A 17,232-nucleotide genomic window follows, 5' to 3' on the forward strand; every position below is an offset into this window, starting at 1 on the left:
GGGGGCCTAGCCCCCTTTTTGCGCAGCGCATAACACGAGATGCTCTGCGTTACCGCTTAGCCTTCGGCAGCTTCTGCAGCCGGCGCTTCTTCGACGAACTCTTCGGTAGCGCCGCCGGTGTTGCTGCGACCACGGATCACGGCGTCGGCCATGGCACCCATGTACAGCTGGATGGCGCGAATGGCGTCGTCGTTACCCGGGATGATGTAGTCAACGCCTTCCGGGCTGCTGTTGGTATCGACAACGCCGATAACCGGGATGCCCAGCTTGTTGGCTTCGGTGATCGCGATGCGCTCGTGATCAACGTCGATGACGAACAACGCGTCCGGCAGACCGCCCATATCCTTGATACCACCCAGGCTGCGATCCAGTTTTTCCAGATCACGGGTGCGCATCAGGGCTTCTTTCTTGGTCAGCTTGCTGAAGGTACCGTCCTGGGACTGTACTTCCAGATCGCGCAGACGCTTGATCGAGGCACGGATGGTTTTGTAGTTGGTGAGCATGCCGCCCAACCAGCGGTGATCGACGAACGGCGAGCCGCAACGAGCAGCTTCTTCGCGAACGATCTTGCCAGCGGAACGCTTGGTGCCGACGAACAGGATCTTGTTCTTGCCAGCAGCCAGCTTTTCAACGAACGACAGGGCGTCGTTGAACATCGGCAGGGTCTTTTCCAGGTTGATGATGTGAATCTTGTTGCGCGCGCCGAAAATGTACTTGCCCATTTTCGGGTTCCAGTAACGGGTCTGGTGGCCGAAGTGCACACCGGCCTTCAGCATATCGCGCATATTGACTTGGGACATGATAGTTCCTTGATAAGTCGGGTTAGGCCTCCACGCATCCCAATTTCCAACCCTTGCGGGCACCCAGGAAATCGTGTCGATACGTGTGTGGGGTTTAGGCTTTCGGGGTCTACCCCGTAAAGCGGCGCGTTTTATACCACAACAAGCAGCCGTAAGCTACAAGAGCCAGACACAAGCGCTAAGGCCGTGCGCCCGGACCATTGAGTCTAGCTCAGGATCGGCGCCGTGCCCGCACTTGTGGCTTGCAGCTTGTGGCCTGCGGCTTAGAATGTCGTCCTCTATCGAGCTTACGAGATCACCATGACCGTCACCCTGAAGACGCCCGACGAAATCGAGAAAATGCGCATCGCCGGTCGCCTGGCCGCCGACGTACTGGAGATGATCGCCGAACACGTCAAACCCGGCGTTACCACGGACGAACTCAACACCATCTGCCACAACTATATCGTCGACGTGCAGAAGGCCATTCCCGCCCCGCTCAACTACGGCGCAGCGCCGGGCCGCCCGGGCTTTCCGAAATCCATCTGCACCTCGCTCAACCACGTGGTATGCCACGGCATCCCCAACGACAAGCCGCTCAAGGAAGGTGACGTGATGAATATCGACGTTACCGTGATCAAGGACGGCTACTTCGGCGACACCAGCCGTATGTTCCATATCGGCAAAGTGCCGGAGTGGGCCGAACGCCTGTCGCGCGTCACTCAGGAATGCCTCTATAAAGGCATCGAAGTGGTGCGTCCGGGTGCACGCCTGGGCGACATCGGCGAAGTGATCCAGAAGCACGCCGAGAAACACGGCTTCTCGGTGGTGCGTGAGTTCTGTGGCCACGGCATCGGCTCGGTGTTCCACGAAGACCCGCAGATCCTGCACTACGGCCGTGCCGGCACCGGAATGGAGCTCAAGGAAGGCATGACCTTCACCATCGAGCCGATGATCAACCAGGGCCGCCCGGAAACCCGCGTACTGGGTGACGGCTGGACCGCCATCACCAAGGACCGCAAGCTGTCCGCCCAGTGGGAGCACACCCTGCTGGTCACCGCCGATGGCTACGAGATCTTTACCCTGCGCAGCGACGACACCATCGCCCACACCTCGGCCTGAGATCCGCCGCCCCACAAATTAGATGAAGGAAGGCCGCCGCATGTCGCTGACAGACACCGAGTTGTTCGATCGCGGCCAGTTCCAGGCGGAACTGGCGCTCAAGTCCAGCCCAATCGGCGCCTTCAAGAAAGCCATCCGCCGCGCCCACGAGGTGCTGGATGCGCGTTTTCGCGACAACCGCGACGTGCGCCGCCTGGTCGAGGATCGCGCCCGTTTCACCGACCAGATCCTGCTCGAAGCCTGGAACCGCTTCACCTGGAGCAGCGAGGCGGAAATCGCCCTGCTGGCGGTGGGCGGCTACGGCCGCGGCGAGCTGCATCCCTATTCCGATATCGACCTGCTGATCCTGCTTGGCGGGGACGATCAGGAAACCTTCCGCGAACCCATCGAAGGCTTTCTCACCCTACTCTGGGACATCGGCCTGGAAGTTGGCCAGAGCGTGCGCTCGGTGGCCGAGTGTGGCGAAGAGGCGCGCGCCGACCTGACCATCATCACCAACCTGATGGAAAGCCGCACCATCGCCGGCCCCGAGCACCTGCGCGAGCGCATGCAGACGGTGACCTCCACCGCCCAGATGTGGCCGAGCAAGGCCTTCTACCGGGCCAAACGCGACGAACAAAAGGCCCGCCACGCCAAGTACAACGACACCGAGTACAACCTGGAACCCAACGTGAAGGGGTCACCAGGCGGCCTGCGCGATATCCAGACCATCCTGTGGGTGGCGCGTCGGCATTTCGGCACGCTGAATTTGCATGCCATGGTCGGCCAGGGCTTTCTGCTGGAAAGCGAATACGCCCTGCTCGCCTCCAGCCAGGAGTTTCTCTGGAAGGTGCGCTACGCCCTGCACATGCTGGCCGGGCGCGCCGAAGACCGACTGCTGTTCGATCACCAGAGCAAGGTTGCCGAGCTGCTCGGCTACAACGAGGGCGACACCAAGCGCACCATCGAGCGCTTCATGCAGAAGTACTACCGCGTGGTGATGGCCATCGCCGAGCTGAGCGACCTGATCAACCAGCACTTCGAGGAAGAAATCCTGCGCGCCGGTGAAAACCTGCCGGTGCAGCCGCTCAACAGTCGCTTCCAGGTGCGTGACGGCTACATCGAAGTCACCCACGCCAACGTCTTCAAGCGCACGCCGTTCGCCATCATCGAGATCTTCGTGCTGATGGCCCAGCACCCCGAGCTCAACGGCGTGTGCGCCGACACCATCCGCCTGCTGCGCGATCACCGCTACCTGATCGACGACGAGTTCCGCCGCGACATCCGCAACACCAGCCTGTTCATCGAACTGTTCAAGTGCGAGCAGGGCATCCACCGCAACCTGCGGCGCATGAACCGCTACGGCATCCTCGGCCGCTACCTGCCGGAGTTCGGCCATATCGTCGGGCAGATGCAGCACGACCTGTTCCACATCTATACGGTCGACGCCCACACGCTCAACCTGATCAAGCACCTGCGCAAGTTCAAGTGGCCGGAGCTGGCGGAGAAATTCCCCCTGGCCAGCCAGTTGATCGACAAGCTGCCCAAGCCCGAGCTGATCTACCTGGCCGGCCTGTACCACGACATCGGCAAGGGCCGCGGCGGCGATCACTCGGAGATCGGCGCCCTGGATGCCGAAGCCTTCGGCCAGCGCCACCACTTGCCGGCCTGGGACACCGCGCTGATCGTCTGGCTGGTGCAGAACCACCTGGCGATGTCGACCACCGCCCAGCGCAAGGACCTGTCCGACCCGCAGGTGATCAACGACTTCGCCGCCTTCGTCGGTGACCAGACGCATCTGGATTACCTCTACGTGCTCACCGTGGCCGACATCAACGCTACCAACCCGACGCTGTGGAACTCCTGGCGTGCCAGCCTGATGCGCCAGCTGTACACCGAAACCGCCAGCGCCCTGCGCCGCGGCCTGGAAAACCCGGTGGAGCGCGAGGAGCAGATTCGCCTGACCCAGGCTGCAGCATTGGACATTCTGACCGCTGCCGGCACCGATGCCGACGACGTCGAGCAACTCTGGTCACAGCTGGGCGATGACTACTTCCTGCGCCACAGCGCCAGCGACGTGGCCTGGCACAGCGATGCCATCCTCCGTCACCCCGATGACGGCGGCCCGCTGGTACTGATCAAGGAAACCACCCAACGCGAATTCGAGGGCGGCACGCAGATCTTCATCTATGCGCCGGATCAGCATGACTTCTTCGCGGTGACGGTAGCGGCCATGGCGCAGCTGAACCTGAACATTCACGACGCGCGTATTCTCACCTCCACCAGCCAGTTCACCCTCGACACCTACATCGTACTCGAGGCCGAAGGCGGCTCGATCGGCGACAACCCCAAGCGCATCCAGCAGATCCGCCAAAGCCTGATCGACACCCTGATGCACCCGGACGAGTACCCGAGCATCATCCAGCGCCGCGTACCGCGCCAGCTCAAGCACTTCGCCTTTGCGCCCCAGGTGACCATTCACAACGATGCACAGCGGCCGGTCACCGTGGTCGAGCTGACCGCGCCGGATCGCCCGGGCCTGCTGGCCAAGATCGGGCGCATCTTCCTGGACTTCGACCTGTCGGTGCAGAACGCCAAGATCGCCACGCTTGGCGAACGGGTAGAGGACGTGTTCTTCGTCACCGATGCCGACAACCAGCCGCTGTCCGACCCCGAGCTGTGCGCGCGCCTGCAGCAGACCATCGTCACCCAGCTGTCGGCGAGCAGCCCCAGCCCGGCGCAAATCAGCATCTGAATGCAGCGCGGGCCCCATTTGGGGCCCGCGCAGTGGGTGTCAGATGCGGAAGCTGTCGACCAGCTGCTTGAGCCGCCCGACCTGCTGATCCAGTTCGGTACAGGCGCTGAGGCTGGCCTGCAGGTTGCGCACGCCGTCCTGGTTGAGCGTATTGATCTCGGTGATATCCATGTTCAGGCTCTCGATCACCGAGGTCTGCTCCTCGGTGGCTGTGGCCACGGACTGGTTCATGCCGTCGATCTCGCCGATGCGGCGGGTCACGCCGCGCAGGTTCTCGCCGGCCTGACCACCGATACGCACGCTGTCGTCGCTGAAGCGGCGGCTCTCGCCCATGGTCGCCACGGCGTCACGGGCGCCTGACTGCAACTGCTCGATCATCTGCTGGATTTCCTGGGCCGAGCTCTGCGTACGCTGAGCCAGGTTGCGCACCTCGTCGGCCACCACGGCAAAGCCGCGACCGGCCTCACCGGCACGCGCCGCTTCGATGGCGGCGTTGAGCGCCAGCAGGTTGGTCTGCTCGGAAATGCCCTTGATCACGTCGAGAATCTGGCCGATGTCGTTACTCTTCTCGCTGAGCAACTCAATATGGCTGCCAGAGGCCTGGATCTTGTCCGAGAGGTCACCCATCGAACCCAGGGTGCGCTCGACCATGCCCTGGCCTTCTTCGGCATCACGGCGCGCCTCGCTGGCCTGCACCGAGGCATCGGCAGCGTTGCGGGCGATTTCCTGGGCCGCAGCACCAAGCTCGTTGATCGCCGCAGCGACGCTGTCGGTGCGCGCCGCCTGCTCGCTGGAATTACCCATGGACGCATTGGAGGCCTGTACCACGGTACTGACCCGGGCATGCACCTCTCGGGTGGCAGAAGCCACTTCACGGATCGACTCGTGGATACGCTCGACGAAGCGGTTGAAGGCGCCGGCCAGCTCACCGAACTCGTCGCCGGACTCGACCTTCAGGCGCTGAGTCAGGTCGCCCTCACCCTCGGCGATACCGCTCATGGCGTGGCTCATCACGTGCAGCGGACGCAACAGAATGCGGATCAGCGCACCAAGCAGCAGCAGGATGGCGATCACCCCGATGACCGTGGAGGTCAGCGCCGAGATGCGGAATTCACGCAGTGCAGCGAAGGCCTTGCTTTCGTCGACCGACAGGCCGACGTACCAGCGCACGCCCGCCAGGCCCTGCACCGGCAGGAAGCTGACGATGCGCGCACTGCCATCGGCTGCCACCACGTTCTGCAGGCCCGGATCCAGGCGCGGTGCACCACCCGGGAACAGGTCGCTGAGTTTCTTCAGTACCAGGCTCTTGTCCGGGTGCACGAACACCGTGCCCTTGTCGTCGACCAAGAAGGCATAGCCCATGCCGCCCAGATCGAAAGAGTTGAGGATGTCGTCGATGGTCTGCAACTTGAGGTCGCCGCCGACCACGCCCTGCAGGGTGCCGCCAACGCTGACCGGGCGGGTGATGGTGATCAGCAGGCCGTCACGGGGGTCAGCCGCCAGGTATGGCTCGGTCAGGCCCGGGCCGCTGCTGTTCGCCGCGCTCTTGTACCAGGGGCGCTGACGCGGATCGTAGCCGGCCGGCAGTTCGCTGGGCGGAAACTGGGTGTAGGTGCCGTCGTTCTGGCCGTAGTAGGCATACAGGAAAGCCGAAGCGACGCTGCGGTGCTGCAGGTTTCTGGCCAGCGGCGCCTGGGCGCTGTCGTCCTGCACCGACTCGGCCAGGTTGTCGAGCAGCTGCATGCGCCCGGAAAGCCAGTGCTGGATGTTGCCGGTCGACACCTGACCGACATCGTGCAGGTAGTTGCTCAGGTTGTCGCGAATCGCCGTGCGCTGCAGGTAATCGTTGTACAGCGCAAAGGATGCGAAGGCCGCAATGACCACCAGGGAAGCAGCCAGCATGATCTTGTGGCTGAACTTGAGGGTGCGCATGAAAGAAGCTCTCGCTAAAGGAATGCCGGAGGGGATTACGCCCAGGCTATCGACCCAAAGCGATGCGTCTTTAGCACCTTCACGAAAAATCTGACCAAAGTGTCAGCCAAATAAATGGCGACGGAAAAGCGCATGCTTGAGCGGCTCAAGCGCGTTTGCCAATGTGCGGATTGATTGACCCGAAACCAACCAGCAGGCAGCGTGTTGGTGCCCTCACCACGGGGCAGCGCCGATAAGAAATTTTCCTGAGACCGCTGCCGTGCTAGTGTCACCGGCTTTGTCGCCGCCTTACAAAGGACCCGTCGGATCATCATGAACCACGCCCTCGCCCAGCTGCAGCCCTACCCCTTCGAAAAACTGCGCGCCCTGCTCGCCGGCGTTTCCCCCGCTGCGGATCGCTCGCCCATTGCCCTGTCCATCGGCGAACCCAAGCACCGCTCGCCGGCTTTCGTCGCCAAGGCGCTGACCGACAACCTCGACCAGATGGCGGTCTACCCGACCACCCTGGGCATCCCGGCGCTGCGCGAAGCCATTGCTACTTGGTGCGAGCGACGCTTCAAGGTGCCAGCCGGCTGGCTGGACGCCGCCCACCACGTGCTGCCGGTCAACGGCACCCGCGAGGCGCTGTTCGCCTTTACCCAGACCGTGGCGCAGCGTGATGTCGATGGCCTGGTAGTCAGCCCCAACCCGTTCTACCAGATCTACGAAGGCGCGGCGCTGCTGGCCGGCACCCAGCCGCACTACCTGCCGTGCCTGGAAGAACATGGCTTCAATCCGGATTTCGACGCTGTCACGCCTGACGTCTGGCAGCGCTGCCAGATCCTCTTCCTATGCTCGCCGGGCAACCCGACCGGCGCACTGATTCCGCTCGATACCCTGAAAAAGCTGATCGCCCTGGCCGACCAGCACGACTTCGTGATCGCTGCCGACGAGTGCTACAGCGAGCTGTATTTCGACGAGGCGAACCCGCCGGCCGGTCTGCTGACTGCCTGCGCCGAGCTGGGCCGTAGCGATTTCAAGCGCTGCGTGGTGTTCCACAGCCTCTCCAAGCGCTCCAATCTGCCGGGCCTGCGCTCGGGCTTCGTGGCCGGCGATGCGGAGATTCTCAAAGCCTTCCTGCTGTACCGCACCTACCATGGCTGCGCCATGCCGGTACAAACCCAGCTGGCCAGCATCGCCGCCTGGCAGGACGAAGACCATGTACGCGCCAACCGCGACCTGTACCGCGAGAAGTTCGATGCCGTGCTGGCGATTCTCAACGGCGTGATGGACGTTCAGCGCCCGGACGGCGGTTTCTACCTGTGGGCCAAAACGCCGGGCGACGATGCCGAGTTCACCCGCGCGCTGTTCGCCAGGGAACACGTCACCGTGGTGCCGGGCTCTTACCTATCTCGCGACGTGAATGGCTTCAACCCAGGCGCGGGTCGAGTGCGCATGGCGCTGGTCGCGCCCCTGGCCGAATGCGTAGAGGCGGCGCAGCGCATCCGCCGTTTTATCGAAAACGCCTGATGCCTGGGCGCTGAGGGCTCGCAACGGCCCTCAGCGCCACACCATCAGCCCGCCGTGCGGGTAACCGTCAGCACCACCGCGGCAATGCGCTCGACCTGCTCATAGCCAGGCTTGAGCAGTTCCTCGCCGAACACGTCCGGGTCCACTTCTTCATAGCGCCAGGCCAGGGACGCATCGCCCAAGGTGCGTTTGACATAGGCCAGAAACGGATCACCCGCCGCCTTCATCGCCACACCGGTATACAGCAACAAACTGCCGCCCGGCGCCAGGCGAGCGATGGCTGCCTCGACGATAGCCTGGGACAGGCCGATGCCCAACTCACCACCGCCATCGCGATAGGCGCGGCTGTCGGCGTCGAGCATATAGGGCGGATTGGCGACGATCAGGTCGAACGCGCCATCCACATCTCTAAGCAGATCGCTGTAAAGCGCCTCGACATTGCTTACCCCCGCCAGCGCCGCGTTGATGCGAGTGAACTCCAGCGCCCGCGGGTTGATATCCACTGCCAGCACCTGAGCCGCCGGCCGTGCCTGGGCGATGCAAAGGGCGCCCGGCCCTGCGCCGCAGCAGATATCCACCGCCCGCAACACCGTCGCAGTCGACGGCGTGGCAAGAAAGGCATCGATGGCGCGCACAAAGCGATAGGTATCGGGGCCGAAGAACACGGCGTCGCCCTGCACCGTCGGGTAGCGAGAATGCACGAACAGGTTGTCGCCCAGGCTCGACCAACGCACCGCGCTGGCGAACTGGGCGCCCTCCTCGACCAACATGCCGCCGGCTCTCAGCAACCCCAGCAACTGGCCGCCCAGCACCGGCGCCTCGAACGGCCGGCTCCAACCAAACACGCCGGCCAAGTCGTAGGCTTGCCGATTTTCGCTGCGCGCGTTGACCCGCTCGTGGGTCAGCGGCGTGCCGGTGGTGAATCGATAACCCTCGTTCTTGAGATGCTGGCCAAGGCTCAATAACGCCTGCTGCTTTTCGGTGTTTTGCTCGCTGTGCATCGATGCCCCGGACATGGTTATTGGAGGTAGGCGTTGAACAGACGGGTGGCCAATAAACCGGCCGGCGTGAAGTGACTGGCCGGCGACATCAGCTCAATCAGTTTGCTGGTCTGCTGGCCGGCCGGCAGTTCGCGCAGGGCAGCCTGCAGCGCCTGGGCTTCGTCGTCCAGACCAACCGACTGCTCGGCGCCAGTGGCAGCCGGACGACTGCGTGGACGAGCGCGCCTGCGGGCAGGCGCCCAGCTGCCAGCGATCCAGTCGTGCAAGAGTTGCTGCTCATAGGCACTGAACACCCCGAACATGGCGGCGCGCTCGCCCTGCACCAGTTGCCAGAACCGGCTGTTCTGCGGATCTTCGTCGCGGCGAATCCAGCCGCGTTTCTGCAGAGCGTCGAGAAAAGCGCGCACCTGGCCGGGCTCGCTAAGCCATTCGTTGACCGTGCGCCCTTCGATGCGGCAGTAGTCAGAATGCACCTGGGTGGCCACTTCGCGCTTGCGTTCGAGCATCGCACAGAGTTCGTCCTCGAGGTCGAAAGCGGCGATCACCGCAGTGGAGCCAATGCCCAGATCGTTGAGCTGATAGCCGCGCATCACGCGGCGATAGAATTCATCGCGATCACCCACCAGCGGCAGGTTTTCCAGCACCGCCTGCACGGCCTTCTGGGCATGGCCGGTACTGGCGTTGTCGATGGTCACGTGCAGTTGAAAGTAATAGGGGTCGATATCCAGCTCGGTCAGCTCATAGCTGGTGATCAGCAGGTGCAGTGGCAACTGCTCGTAGCCCAGGTTGTAGCCGATCACTTCAGGCAGATAATCATCGGCCAGATGACCGAGCGCCAGTTGCTGGGCGCCCTGCAGAAAATGCTCGTCTTCGAGTTCGGCCAGCTCGTCGCAGCCATGCTGGGCCAGCAACTGCTTGTAGAGCACCACATGGTTCATCGCCGGCACACCATCGCCCAGCTCTTCCAGATAGGTGCGCAGCAAGGGACGCAGGCGCAGCTCCTGCCAGTGCCTGAGCAACCCATACAACCAGGCGCCGTCCACCAATTTGGTGGGCGCAACATGACGCAGAAAATACAGGGCATGGGCGCGATTGTGAAAGTAACGCCGCAGCGCGCCCTGGCGTCGCTCCTGCAGGTAGTGGCCGTACGCCTCGGTGGTGCGTAGGGCCGCACTGCGCATCCAGTCCAGCAGGGCTTCAGGCTTAGCGGGAATATCGCAGGGCAACTCACTGGTCTTGGTCAGTTGAGCTTCTAGAAAGCTGCGCGCTTCGTTAAGCGCGGCGTCATCCAGCTGCGGCTGCAGCAGGCGCTCATACAGGGTGCGGGCGGGGCCGGCCTTGAGGAAATGGCAGCTCTGGCTGGACGTGGTGAAAATCGGCATCAAAGTCGTCATGGTCGAGCCTTGCGTGGCAGTCGAAAGCGCCGGGGGCAACGAGGCGGCGCTCACAGGTTTCTTGGAATGGCCGGCGCCCATGACGCTCATGGCCTTATGAGGTTGGGAGAATGCCGCCCGAGAAAAGATTCAACCTCGGGGATCAGTGGTAACCAGCCCGGCGTGGTTCGTGGCAACAGGCATAAGAAAGCCAGGTCGAGCAGTGCTCGCCTGGCTGTGTAGATGCAACAAGCCATGCTTACTCAGGCTTGCGCGCAGCCCCGAAGCCAAGGTCGGCGCCGGTGATCGAGTCCAGGGTCGGATCCGACGCGGTGCGCTTGGCCATCTGCAGCAGGGTTTCCGCCTGCTTGGCTGGCAGCATTACCTCGGCGGTGCCATCGCCCCCGTCCACCGCGGGTTGCGGATCGGCGACGAACTCCCACTGATCCCCTTCGTTCCATGGCCCACGACGGTCCTCGTCACCCTGGGACATGTTGAAGTACACACTGGTGAACTCCGGCACGCCCGGCAGCTTGCCTTGCGGGAAGTTCGGCTGGATGGCGTGCAGCGCCTTCTCGAAGGATTTCTGGTGCGCCAGCTCACGGGTCATCAGAAAGGCCAGCGCATCCTTGATGCCCGGATCGTCGGTGACGTTGATCAGCCGCTCGTAGATGATCTTGGCCCGGGCCTCGGCGGCGATGTTGGAGCGAAAATCCGCCGTCGGCTCACCGATGGTGTCGATGTAGGCCGCCGTCCAGGGCACACCGGCAGAGTTGGTCAGCGCAGGGCCACCGCCATACAGCAGCGAGGTGATGTGCGAGTCGTTGCCGCCCTCGGTCAACGAGCGGTAAAGCGCCGCCTCCTCTTCCACCGCCTCGGCCAGATCACCCTTGGCGGGTTGAGCATGCCGACGATCGAGCCGATGATTTCCAGGTGGCTGAGCTCTTCGGTGGCGATGTCCAGCAGCAGATCCTTGCGCCCTGCATCGTCTTCAGCCAGGCCCTGGGTGAAATAACGCATGGCCGCTGCCAATTCGCCCTGGGGGCCACCGAATTGTTCGAGCAGCAGATTGGCCAGCCCCGGATTGGGCCCGGCCACTCTTACCGTGTATTGCAATCGCTTGTTATGTACGAACATGGAACGTTCTCCTCACCGGCTATAATTCCCTTGATGGTTTCGCTCCCTGCCCTGATGGGACTTGTAATAACCGAATGCAAAAGTGCGCAACGAGCTCAAGTAAAAACAAACTTTACAATTAACCGAAACGGCAACTTCCTAGGCAAACTCCGCTTTGCCGTTTCGCTTAATAGCGCTTCGTTTAATACCACTGACGAAAAGTAATGAACCTCCAACTCAGCGCCCCTCTCGCAACAGTGGCTATTTCTAAACTGCGGGAGTCGATCATGACCACGAAACATGAAAACCTGGTGAGTTGGCTGCGCGACGCGCACGCCTTGGAACAGCAAGCCGAACAGATGCTGACGGCGCAAAAAGAGCGCCTGCACAATTACCCGAAGTTGCGCAAACGCATTGAAAAACATATCGAAGAAACCGTGGGCCAACGCAAAACACTGGAACGGGCCCTGACCCGCCTCGGCAGCGAACCGTCAACACTGAAAGACATGAGCGGCAAGTTGATGGCCTTCGGTCAGGCCGTGGGCGGCATGATGATGAGCGACGAAGTGCTCAAGGGCACCATGTCCGGCTATGTCTTCGAGACTCTGGAAATCGCCTCTTACACGGTATTGATCGCCACCGCCAAAGCGGTGGGCGATACCCAGACCCAGCAGGACTGCGAAGCGATCCTGCAGCAGGAAATCGCCATGGCCGACTGGCTGCGCCTGCACTTGTCGGAGTTGAGTCAGGCCTTTCTGGATCGCTCCGATACACCGGGCCTGGAAGCCAAGCGCTAGACGAGTAAGGCCTTCTAATCCGGGGCTGCCAAACTTTGTATAAAGCCGGCGCATGCGCCGGCTTTATACGTAATGGCTCAGGGCTGCTGGTAATGCCCAGGCGTGGTGTCCGCCTCGCAAGTGCGGGTGATCTTGCTCACCTGTACATCGGTGATCCGCCCTTTGGCTCCCTCGTTTTGCACATGCTGCTGGCCTGCTCAGCGTCTCAGCGTCTCAGCGTCTCAGCGTCTCAGCGTCTCAGCGTCAGACGACATCTCAAGATGCATCGGCTGGTTATCACAGATGTAGTTGATCAGAAATATCTGCCCTTTCATGGAGAGACCTCGCTACTGAAAGGCCAGCACTCGGCGTGCTGGCACATAGTTTTATCAGTTTATCCCGCGTATAAACGCAGCACAGCCAAAGCACTGACTGCCAATAAAAAACCAATGTTCAAAAAACTCTTACTTAGGAACTTGAAGCACAGTGACAGCAAGCGAAGCACTAATCTCGGACACAAATTAATTACACCAGCCAGACTCTTATACAGTAACTGTACAAGCTGGCAGCACAACACCATCACTTTTACCGCTCATCGTTCCCTGCAACTTTTAACTCGAACATTGTGCAAGGCCCTCCTCTCGAACTTTTACCTGTCACTGATGGCAGGCTAAACCGGCTTCGCTAAAGACCGCTTCGTTAATCAAGTTGCCAGCACGTATTCCAATACAACGCAAAAACTTACCACCGCCGCCATCCGGGCATCGGTGCTCTGCATAGATCTCTCCAAGGAGTCACCATGAAACGCACAGCTGTATTGATCGGCGCAACCGCCGCCCTGCTCTTCGCTTTCGCCGGCTTGGTCCAGGCAGCCGACAAGGTCAGCGCCAACGACTTTGCCGAAGAAGCCTCGGCCAAGGGCATCGCCGAGATCGAGACCAGCAAGCTGGCACTCGAAAAAGGCAGCAACGCCGAGGTCAAGAAATTCGCCCAGACGATGATCGACGATCACACCCGCGCCAACGAAGAGCTCAAGGCCCTAGCCAAGAAGAACAACCTCGAGCTCTCCGACGACGCCGACCTGATGAACAAGGCCAAGGCCATGATTCTGCAGGTACGTGATGGCGAGAACTTCGACGAGGCCTATGCCAACAACCAGGTCGTTGCCCACGAGCAGGCCATCGAGCTGTACCAGAAGGCGGCCGCGCCTGACGACGGTGAAATCAGCGCCTGGGCCAAGAAGACCCTGCCCAAGCTGGAACATCACCTGCAAATGGCCACGGACCTGCAGGGCAAGACACGTCAGTAATCTCAGCCCAGAGCCCGGCAAATTCCGGGCTCTGGCACGTTTGGAGACCACCATGTCCGCGCGAATCGGCGCAGCGCTGCTACCCCTTCTGGCCATCCTGCCGCTGGCCGGCTGCATGACCACCGCCAGCCACTCCAACGTCGGCACCGAGGGCGCACCCGCTCAGGCCGATACCCGCTTGCTGGAAGCCGGCGCGGCAACCTTGCAAACCCAGCCGCCAGTCACCGCCCTGAACGCCTACCTCAATGGCTTTCATTTCTACAACGGCCGGCAGCAGGCGCAGATGGAAGCCCATCATTACTGCGCCATCCTCAGCGAAGAGCTGATCCAGTGCGTGATCTATGACGGCAATGTCAGGGACGCCAAGCTGATGGGCGTCGAGTACATCATCAGCGAGCAGCTGTTCAAAACCCTGCCGGAAGACGAAAAGATGCTGTGGCACAGCCACGTACACGAAGTGAAATCAGGCCAACTGGTGGCGCCCGGCATTCCGCAAACCGCCGAGCATGCGCTGATGCAAAAGCTGGTGCGCACCTACGGCAAGACCTGGCACACCTGGCATACCGACCAGAAGAAAAGTCTGCCCCTGGGCGTGCCACAGTTGATGATGGGCTTTACCGCCGATGGCCAACTGGACCAACGCATGGTCGATGAGCGCGACCAGCGCTTCGGCATCGACAGCAACGAGAAGCGCCAGAGCCGCGCTGACATCCAGCGCCCTCCCATACAGCCCGGCGCCGATGCCTGGCAGAAGGGCAAGGTATTCCAGATCGAAGACCCTACCGGCGCCCACGTGCATCACTGAGCCTAAGAGCCTGTTCAAAGTCTCGCGAGCTAGAGCAATGCAAGGAGAAAACAGGCGAGGACCGGTCGGAGTCGCGCTCGACTTTACGAGCTGTAAATGAGCAGTCCGACTGGGCTGGCAATCCAGCCTGCTTTCAACGCCGCAGTGCCGACGCGCAGCAGACTTTGAACAGGCTCTAAGTGTCGCCCTCAGGCCGGGCGGCACAGCACCCAGTCGTGTAGCAGCACGCGCAACTCGTCGAACTTCACCGGCTTGGCCAGGTAGTCGCTCATGCCTGCCGCCAGGCAGCGCTCACGGTCGCCCGACTGGCTATGGGCGGTGATCGCCAGCACCGGCAGCTCGGCGCAAGCCGGCAGCTGACGCAGGGCACGGCAAGTGGCGAAGCCGTCCATTACCGGCATCTGGCAATCCAGCAGAACGGCGTCGATGGGCTCGCGCTGCAGTTGCTCCAGCGCATCGCTGCCGTTGTCGACGGTACGCACCCGGTAGCCGAGCTTGAGCAGCATGCCGCGGATCACCAGTTGATTGATAGCGTTGTCCTCGACAATCAGTACGGTGCACTGCTCGGGGGCTCGCAATGCCGCGCCACTGCTGCGCCGTATCGCGGTCTGCTCAGCAGGCTTTTGCACTGGCAGTGCCAGGGTCAGTTCAAGTCGGAAGATGCTGCCACCGCTGCCGGCACGATTGGGCTCGTAGGCCAGCTTGCCGCCGAGCAGATCGACCAGCTGCCGGCAGATGCTCAGGCCGATGCCCAGACCGCCATATTCGCGGGTCATCGAGGTGTCGAGCTGATGGAAGCGGCGGTACAGATCGGTTTCCCGCACATTCTCCAGACCAATGCCGGCGTCGATCACCTCGAAGCTCAGCGGCAGGCTGTCCAGCGCGGCCTGGGCATCGCCGCGTACACGCAGGCGCACCTGGCCGGCCGAGGTGAACTTGATGGCGTTATCGAGCAGATAACCCAGGGCCTGGGCCAACTTCTGCCCGTCGCCTTCGACGGTATCGGCCAGGCGCTCGTCGAGATCCAGGGCGAAGTCCAGGCCCTTGTCGCGGGCGCGCCCCTCGAAGTTGGCGCACAGGCCGTCGAGCAGCCCGCGCAAACTGAAGGTCTCGCGCCGCGGATAGAGCCGCCCGGCCTGCAGTTCGGTCAGCGCGAGGATGTCGTTGACCATCTGCATCATGTCCCGCGCCGAACGCGTGGCGGTCTTCTGGTACTGCTCCACCTCGGGGTCCAGGCGCAGGGTCTGCATCAGCTCCAGGGAGCCGATCACGCCATTCATCGGCGTGCGCAACTCGTGGGTCACGGTGGCCAGGAAGTCGTCCTTGAGGCGGTTGCTGTCGGCCAGCTCGTGGTTGAGCACCTCCAGCTTGGCACTGGCGTTCTGCAGGATGCGCGCGCGCTCCTCCTTCATGGCGTTGATGCGGTCGGCCAGCGCCAGGGACAGCAACGCCACCTCGATGGCACTGCCGATCTGGCTGGCGTACATGGTCAGGAACATATTGGGCAGGTAGCCGAGCACCATCAGGGTGTTGACCACCCCGCCGAGCAGGAACGCCGCCCAGGCGATCAGGAAGTAACGGGCCACGCGCATGCCGCGCCACAGCGCCAGGGCGCCGGCCACCGGCACCACCACGGTGAACACCAGCGCCAGCACAGTAGCCAAGCGCAGCGACAAGGCGTAGGTGGTGCACAGCGCCAGTACCATCACCAGAGCGCCCCAGGCCATCATCAGCAGCAGGCTGCGGTCCACCCAACGGCTGTGCTCGCGGGTGTGCAGGAAGCTACGCGCGAACTGGCAGCCGAACAGCGCCGTGGCGCCGATCAAAAACGGCGTGGCGGCATTGGCCCACCAGGGGTTGTCTGGCCAGAAGAACTCGATGCCGGCGCCGTTGACCGACACCTGATACATGCCGAACGAAGCGATGTAGAAGATGTAGTAGAGATAGCTGGTGTCGCGCACGGCGATAAAGATGAACAGGTTGTAGACCGCCATCACCAGCAACACGCCGTAGATGATGCCCAGCACGTAGATGCGTGCCGGCTGCTCTTCCAGATAGGCGGCCGGCGACCACAGGCTCAGCGGTGCCTGGATGGAGCCCTGGCTTTCCAGGCGCAGGTATACGCGGCGCACCTGCTCGGGCTGGAAGTCGAGGGTGAACAGGTAGTTGTTCTGGCGGATCTCGCGGCTTGAGAATGGCAAGGCATCGCCGGTTTGGCGAGTCAGATGAAAGCGGCCATCAGCGCCCTGCTCGTACAGTTCGAGGTGATCTAGCGGCGGGTAGGCCAGCTCCAGTAGCCAGGTCTGCGGGCCACTGCCGGCTGCGCTTTTGGGCTGGTACTGCAGATCGATGCGCAGCCAGTACGCCGAACGCGAATAACCAGCGTTAAGCACCGCCTTGTCGTGTTGGCGGAAGCTGCCCTGCAGGGCGCTGGAGGTGACATCGTCGATGGTCTTGTCGCCACGCACGTCCTCGAACACCGCCATATGCTCGCCGAGCGGCAGCGAGCGAACCCGCTCGTCGAAAACCACCGGCCCGGCCGCACTGGCCAGCAGCGAAAAGAGCGCCAGAAAAACAGTCAGGAAAAAACGCATGCAGCCCCGCAGATGGCCCTGTTGTGCCGCATCGCGAGGCCCCACGCCTTCAGAGTGATGCAGCCGTTCAAGACTCAACATATGAATGTCGGCAACTCTAGGGGCCTCGCCGGCCCATCGCAAGCGCTATGACGATTGGCTCAGCGCCTGTTCAAAGTCTCGCGAGCTAGAGCAATGCAAAA

General features: G+C 62.2%; 11 protein-coding genes and 1 pseudogene. 6 read left to right on the forward strand and 6 right to left on the reverse strand.

The genetic code is table 11. The features are described 5' to 3' along the window. Positions 1 to 56 precede the first annotated feature (56 nt). Positions 57 to 800, reverse strand: a complete 744-nt coding sequence (gene rpsB / locus BM279_RS11625) for a 30S ribosomal protein S2 (RefSeq protein ID WP_013792518.1) — start codon at positions 798 to 800, stop codon at positions 57 to 59. Between the two features lie 294 nt (positions 801 to 1,094). Between rpsB and map the strand changes: the two genes are divergently transcribed. Next, a complete protein-coding gene (gene map / locus BM279_RS11630; protein ID WP_279626500.1) occupies positions 1,095 to 1,901 on the forward strand; it encodes a type I methionyl aminopeptidase in 807 nt (268 codons plus the stop codon). A gap of 40 nt (positions 1,902 to 1,941) precedes the next feature. Then, positions 1,942 to 4,635 (forward strand): [protein-PII] uridylyltransferase, encoded by a 2,694-nt coding sequence (locus tag BM279_RS11635; RefSeq protein ID WP_093503884.1) that lies wholly within the window; start codon positions 1,942 to 1,944, stop codon positions 4,633 to 4,635. A gap of 39 nt (positions 4,636 to 4,674) precedes the next feature. On the opposite strand, the gene BM279_RS11640 is transcribed toward BM279_RS11635, so the two are convergent. Further along, positions 4,675 to 6,567 carry a methyl-accepting chemotaxis protein gene (locus BM279_RS11640; RefSeq protein ID WP_093503886.1) on the reverse strand — a complete coding sequence of 631 codons (1,893 nt, stop codon included), beginning with the start codon at positions 6,565 to 6,567 and terminating at the stop codon, positions 4,675 to 4,677. Positions 6,568 to 6,879: 312 nt separating this feature from the next. Between BM279_RS11640 and dapC the strand changes: the two genes are divergently transcribed. Beyond that, on the forward strand, positions 6,880 to 8,076 hold the full coding sequence (gene dapC, locus BM279_RS11645; protein WP_093503888.1) for a succinyldiaminopimelate transaminase: 1,197 nt from the start codon (positions 6,880 to 6,882) through the stop codon (positions 8,074 to 8,076). 44 nt (positions 8,077 to 8,120) lie between these two features. Here the strand turns inward: dapC and BM279_RS11650 are convergent, their stop codons facing one another. The 3 genes and pseudogenes from BM279_RS11650 to BM279_RS11660 all read right to left on the reverse strand — a co-directional run bounded on the left by BM279_RS11650 (position 8,121) and on the right by BM279_RS11660 (position 11,587). Next, on the reverse strand, positions 8,121 to 9,077 hold the full coding sequence (locus BM279_RS11650) for a methyltransferase (protein ID WP_093504275.1): 957 nt from the start codon (positions 9,075 to 9,077) through the stop codon (positions 8,121 to 8,123). Positions 9,078 to 9,094: 17 nt separating this feature from the next. Further along, entirely contained in the window at positions 9,095 to 10,471 is a 1,377-nt protein-coding gene (locus BM279_RS11655; RefSeq protein ID WP_093504277.1) for an iron-containing redox enzyme family protein, read from the reverse strand. Positions 10,472 to 10,709: 238 nt separating this feature from the next. Further along, positions 10,710 to 11,587: pseudogene (locus BM279_RS11660) on the reverse strand (manganese catalase family protein). Between the two features lie 266 nt (positions 11,588 to 11,853). Between BM279_RS11660 and BM279_RS11665 the strand changes: the two are divergent. The 3 genes from BM279_RS11665 to BM279_RS11680 all read left to right on the forward strand — a co-directional run bounded on the left by BM279_RS11665 (position 11,854) and on the right by BM279_RS11680 (position 14,456). After that, complete coding sequence (locus BM279_RS11665; protein ID WP_093503890.1) at positions 11,854 to 12,363, forward strand: ferritin-like domain-containing protein; 510 nt, start codon at positions 11,854 to 11,856, stop codon at positions 12,361 to 12,363. 778 nt (positions 12,364 to 13,141) lie between these two features. Next, positions 13,142 to 13,651, forward strand: a complete 510-nt coding sequence (locus tag BM279_RS11675) for a DUF4142 domain-containing protein (RefSeq protein ID WP_093503893.1) — start codon at positions 13,142 to 13,144, stop codon at positions 13,649 to 13,651. A gap of 52 nt (positions 13,652 to 13,703) precedes the next feature. Next, on the forward strand, positions 13,704 to 14,456 hold the full coding sequence (locus BM279_RS11680; protein ID WP_093503895.1) for an OBAP family protein: 753 nt from the start codon (positions 13,704 to 13,706) through the stop codon (positions 14,454 to 14,456). A gap of 188 nt (positions 14,457 to 14,644) precedes the next feature. On the opposite strand, the gene BM279_RS11685 is transcribed toward BM279_RS11680, so the two are convergent. Beyond that, positions 14,645 to 17,050 (reverse strand): hybrid sensor histidine kinase/response regulator, encoded by a 2,406-nt coding sequence (locus BM279_RS11685; RefSeq protein ID WP_093503897.1) that lies wholly within the window; start codon positions 17,048 to 17,050, stop codon positions 14,645 to 14,647. Positions 17,051 to 17,232 lie beyond the last annotated feature (182 nt).

This window comes from Phytopseudomonas straminea (genome assembly GCF_900112645.1).
In the GTDB taxonomy this organism is placed as follows: Bacteria; Pseudomonadota; Gammaproteobacteria; order Pseudomonadales; family Pseudomonadaceae; genus Aquipseudomonas; species Aquipseudomonas straminea.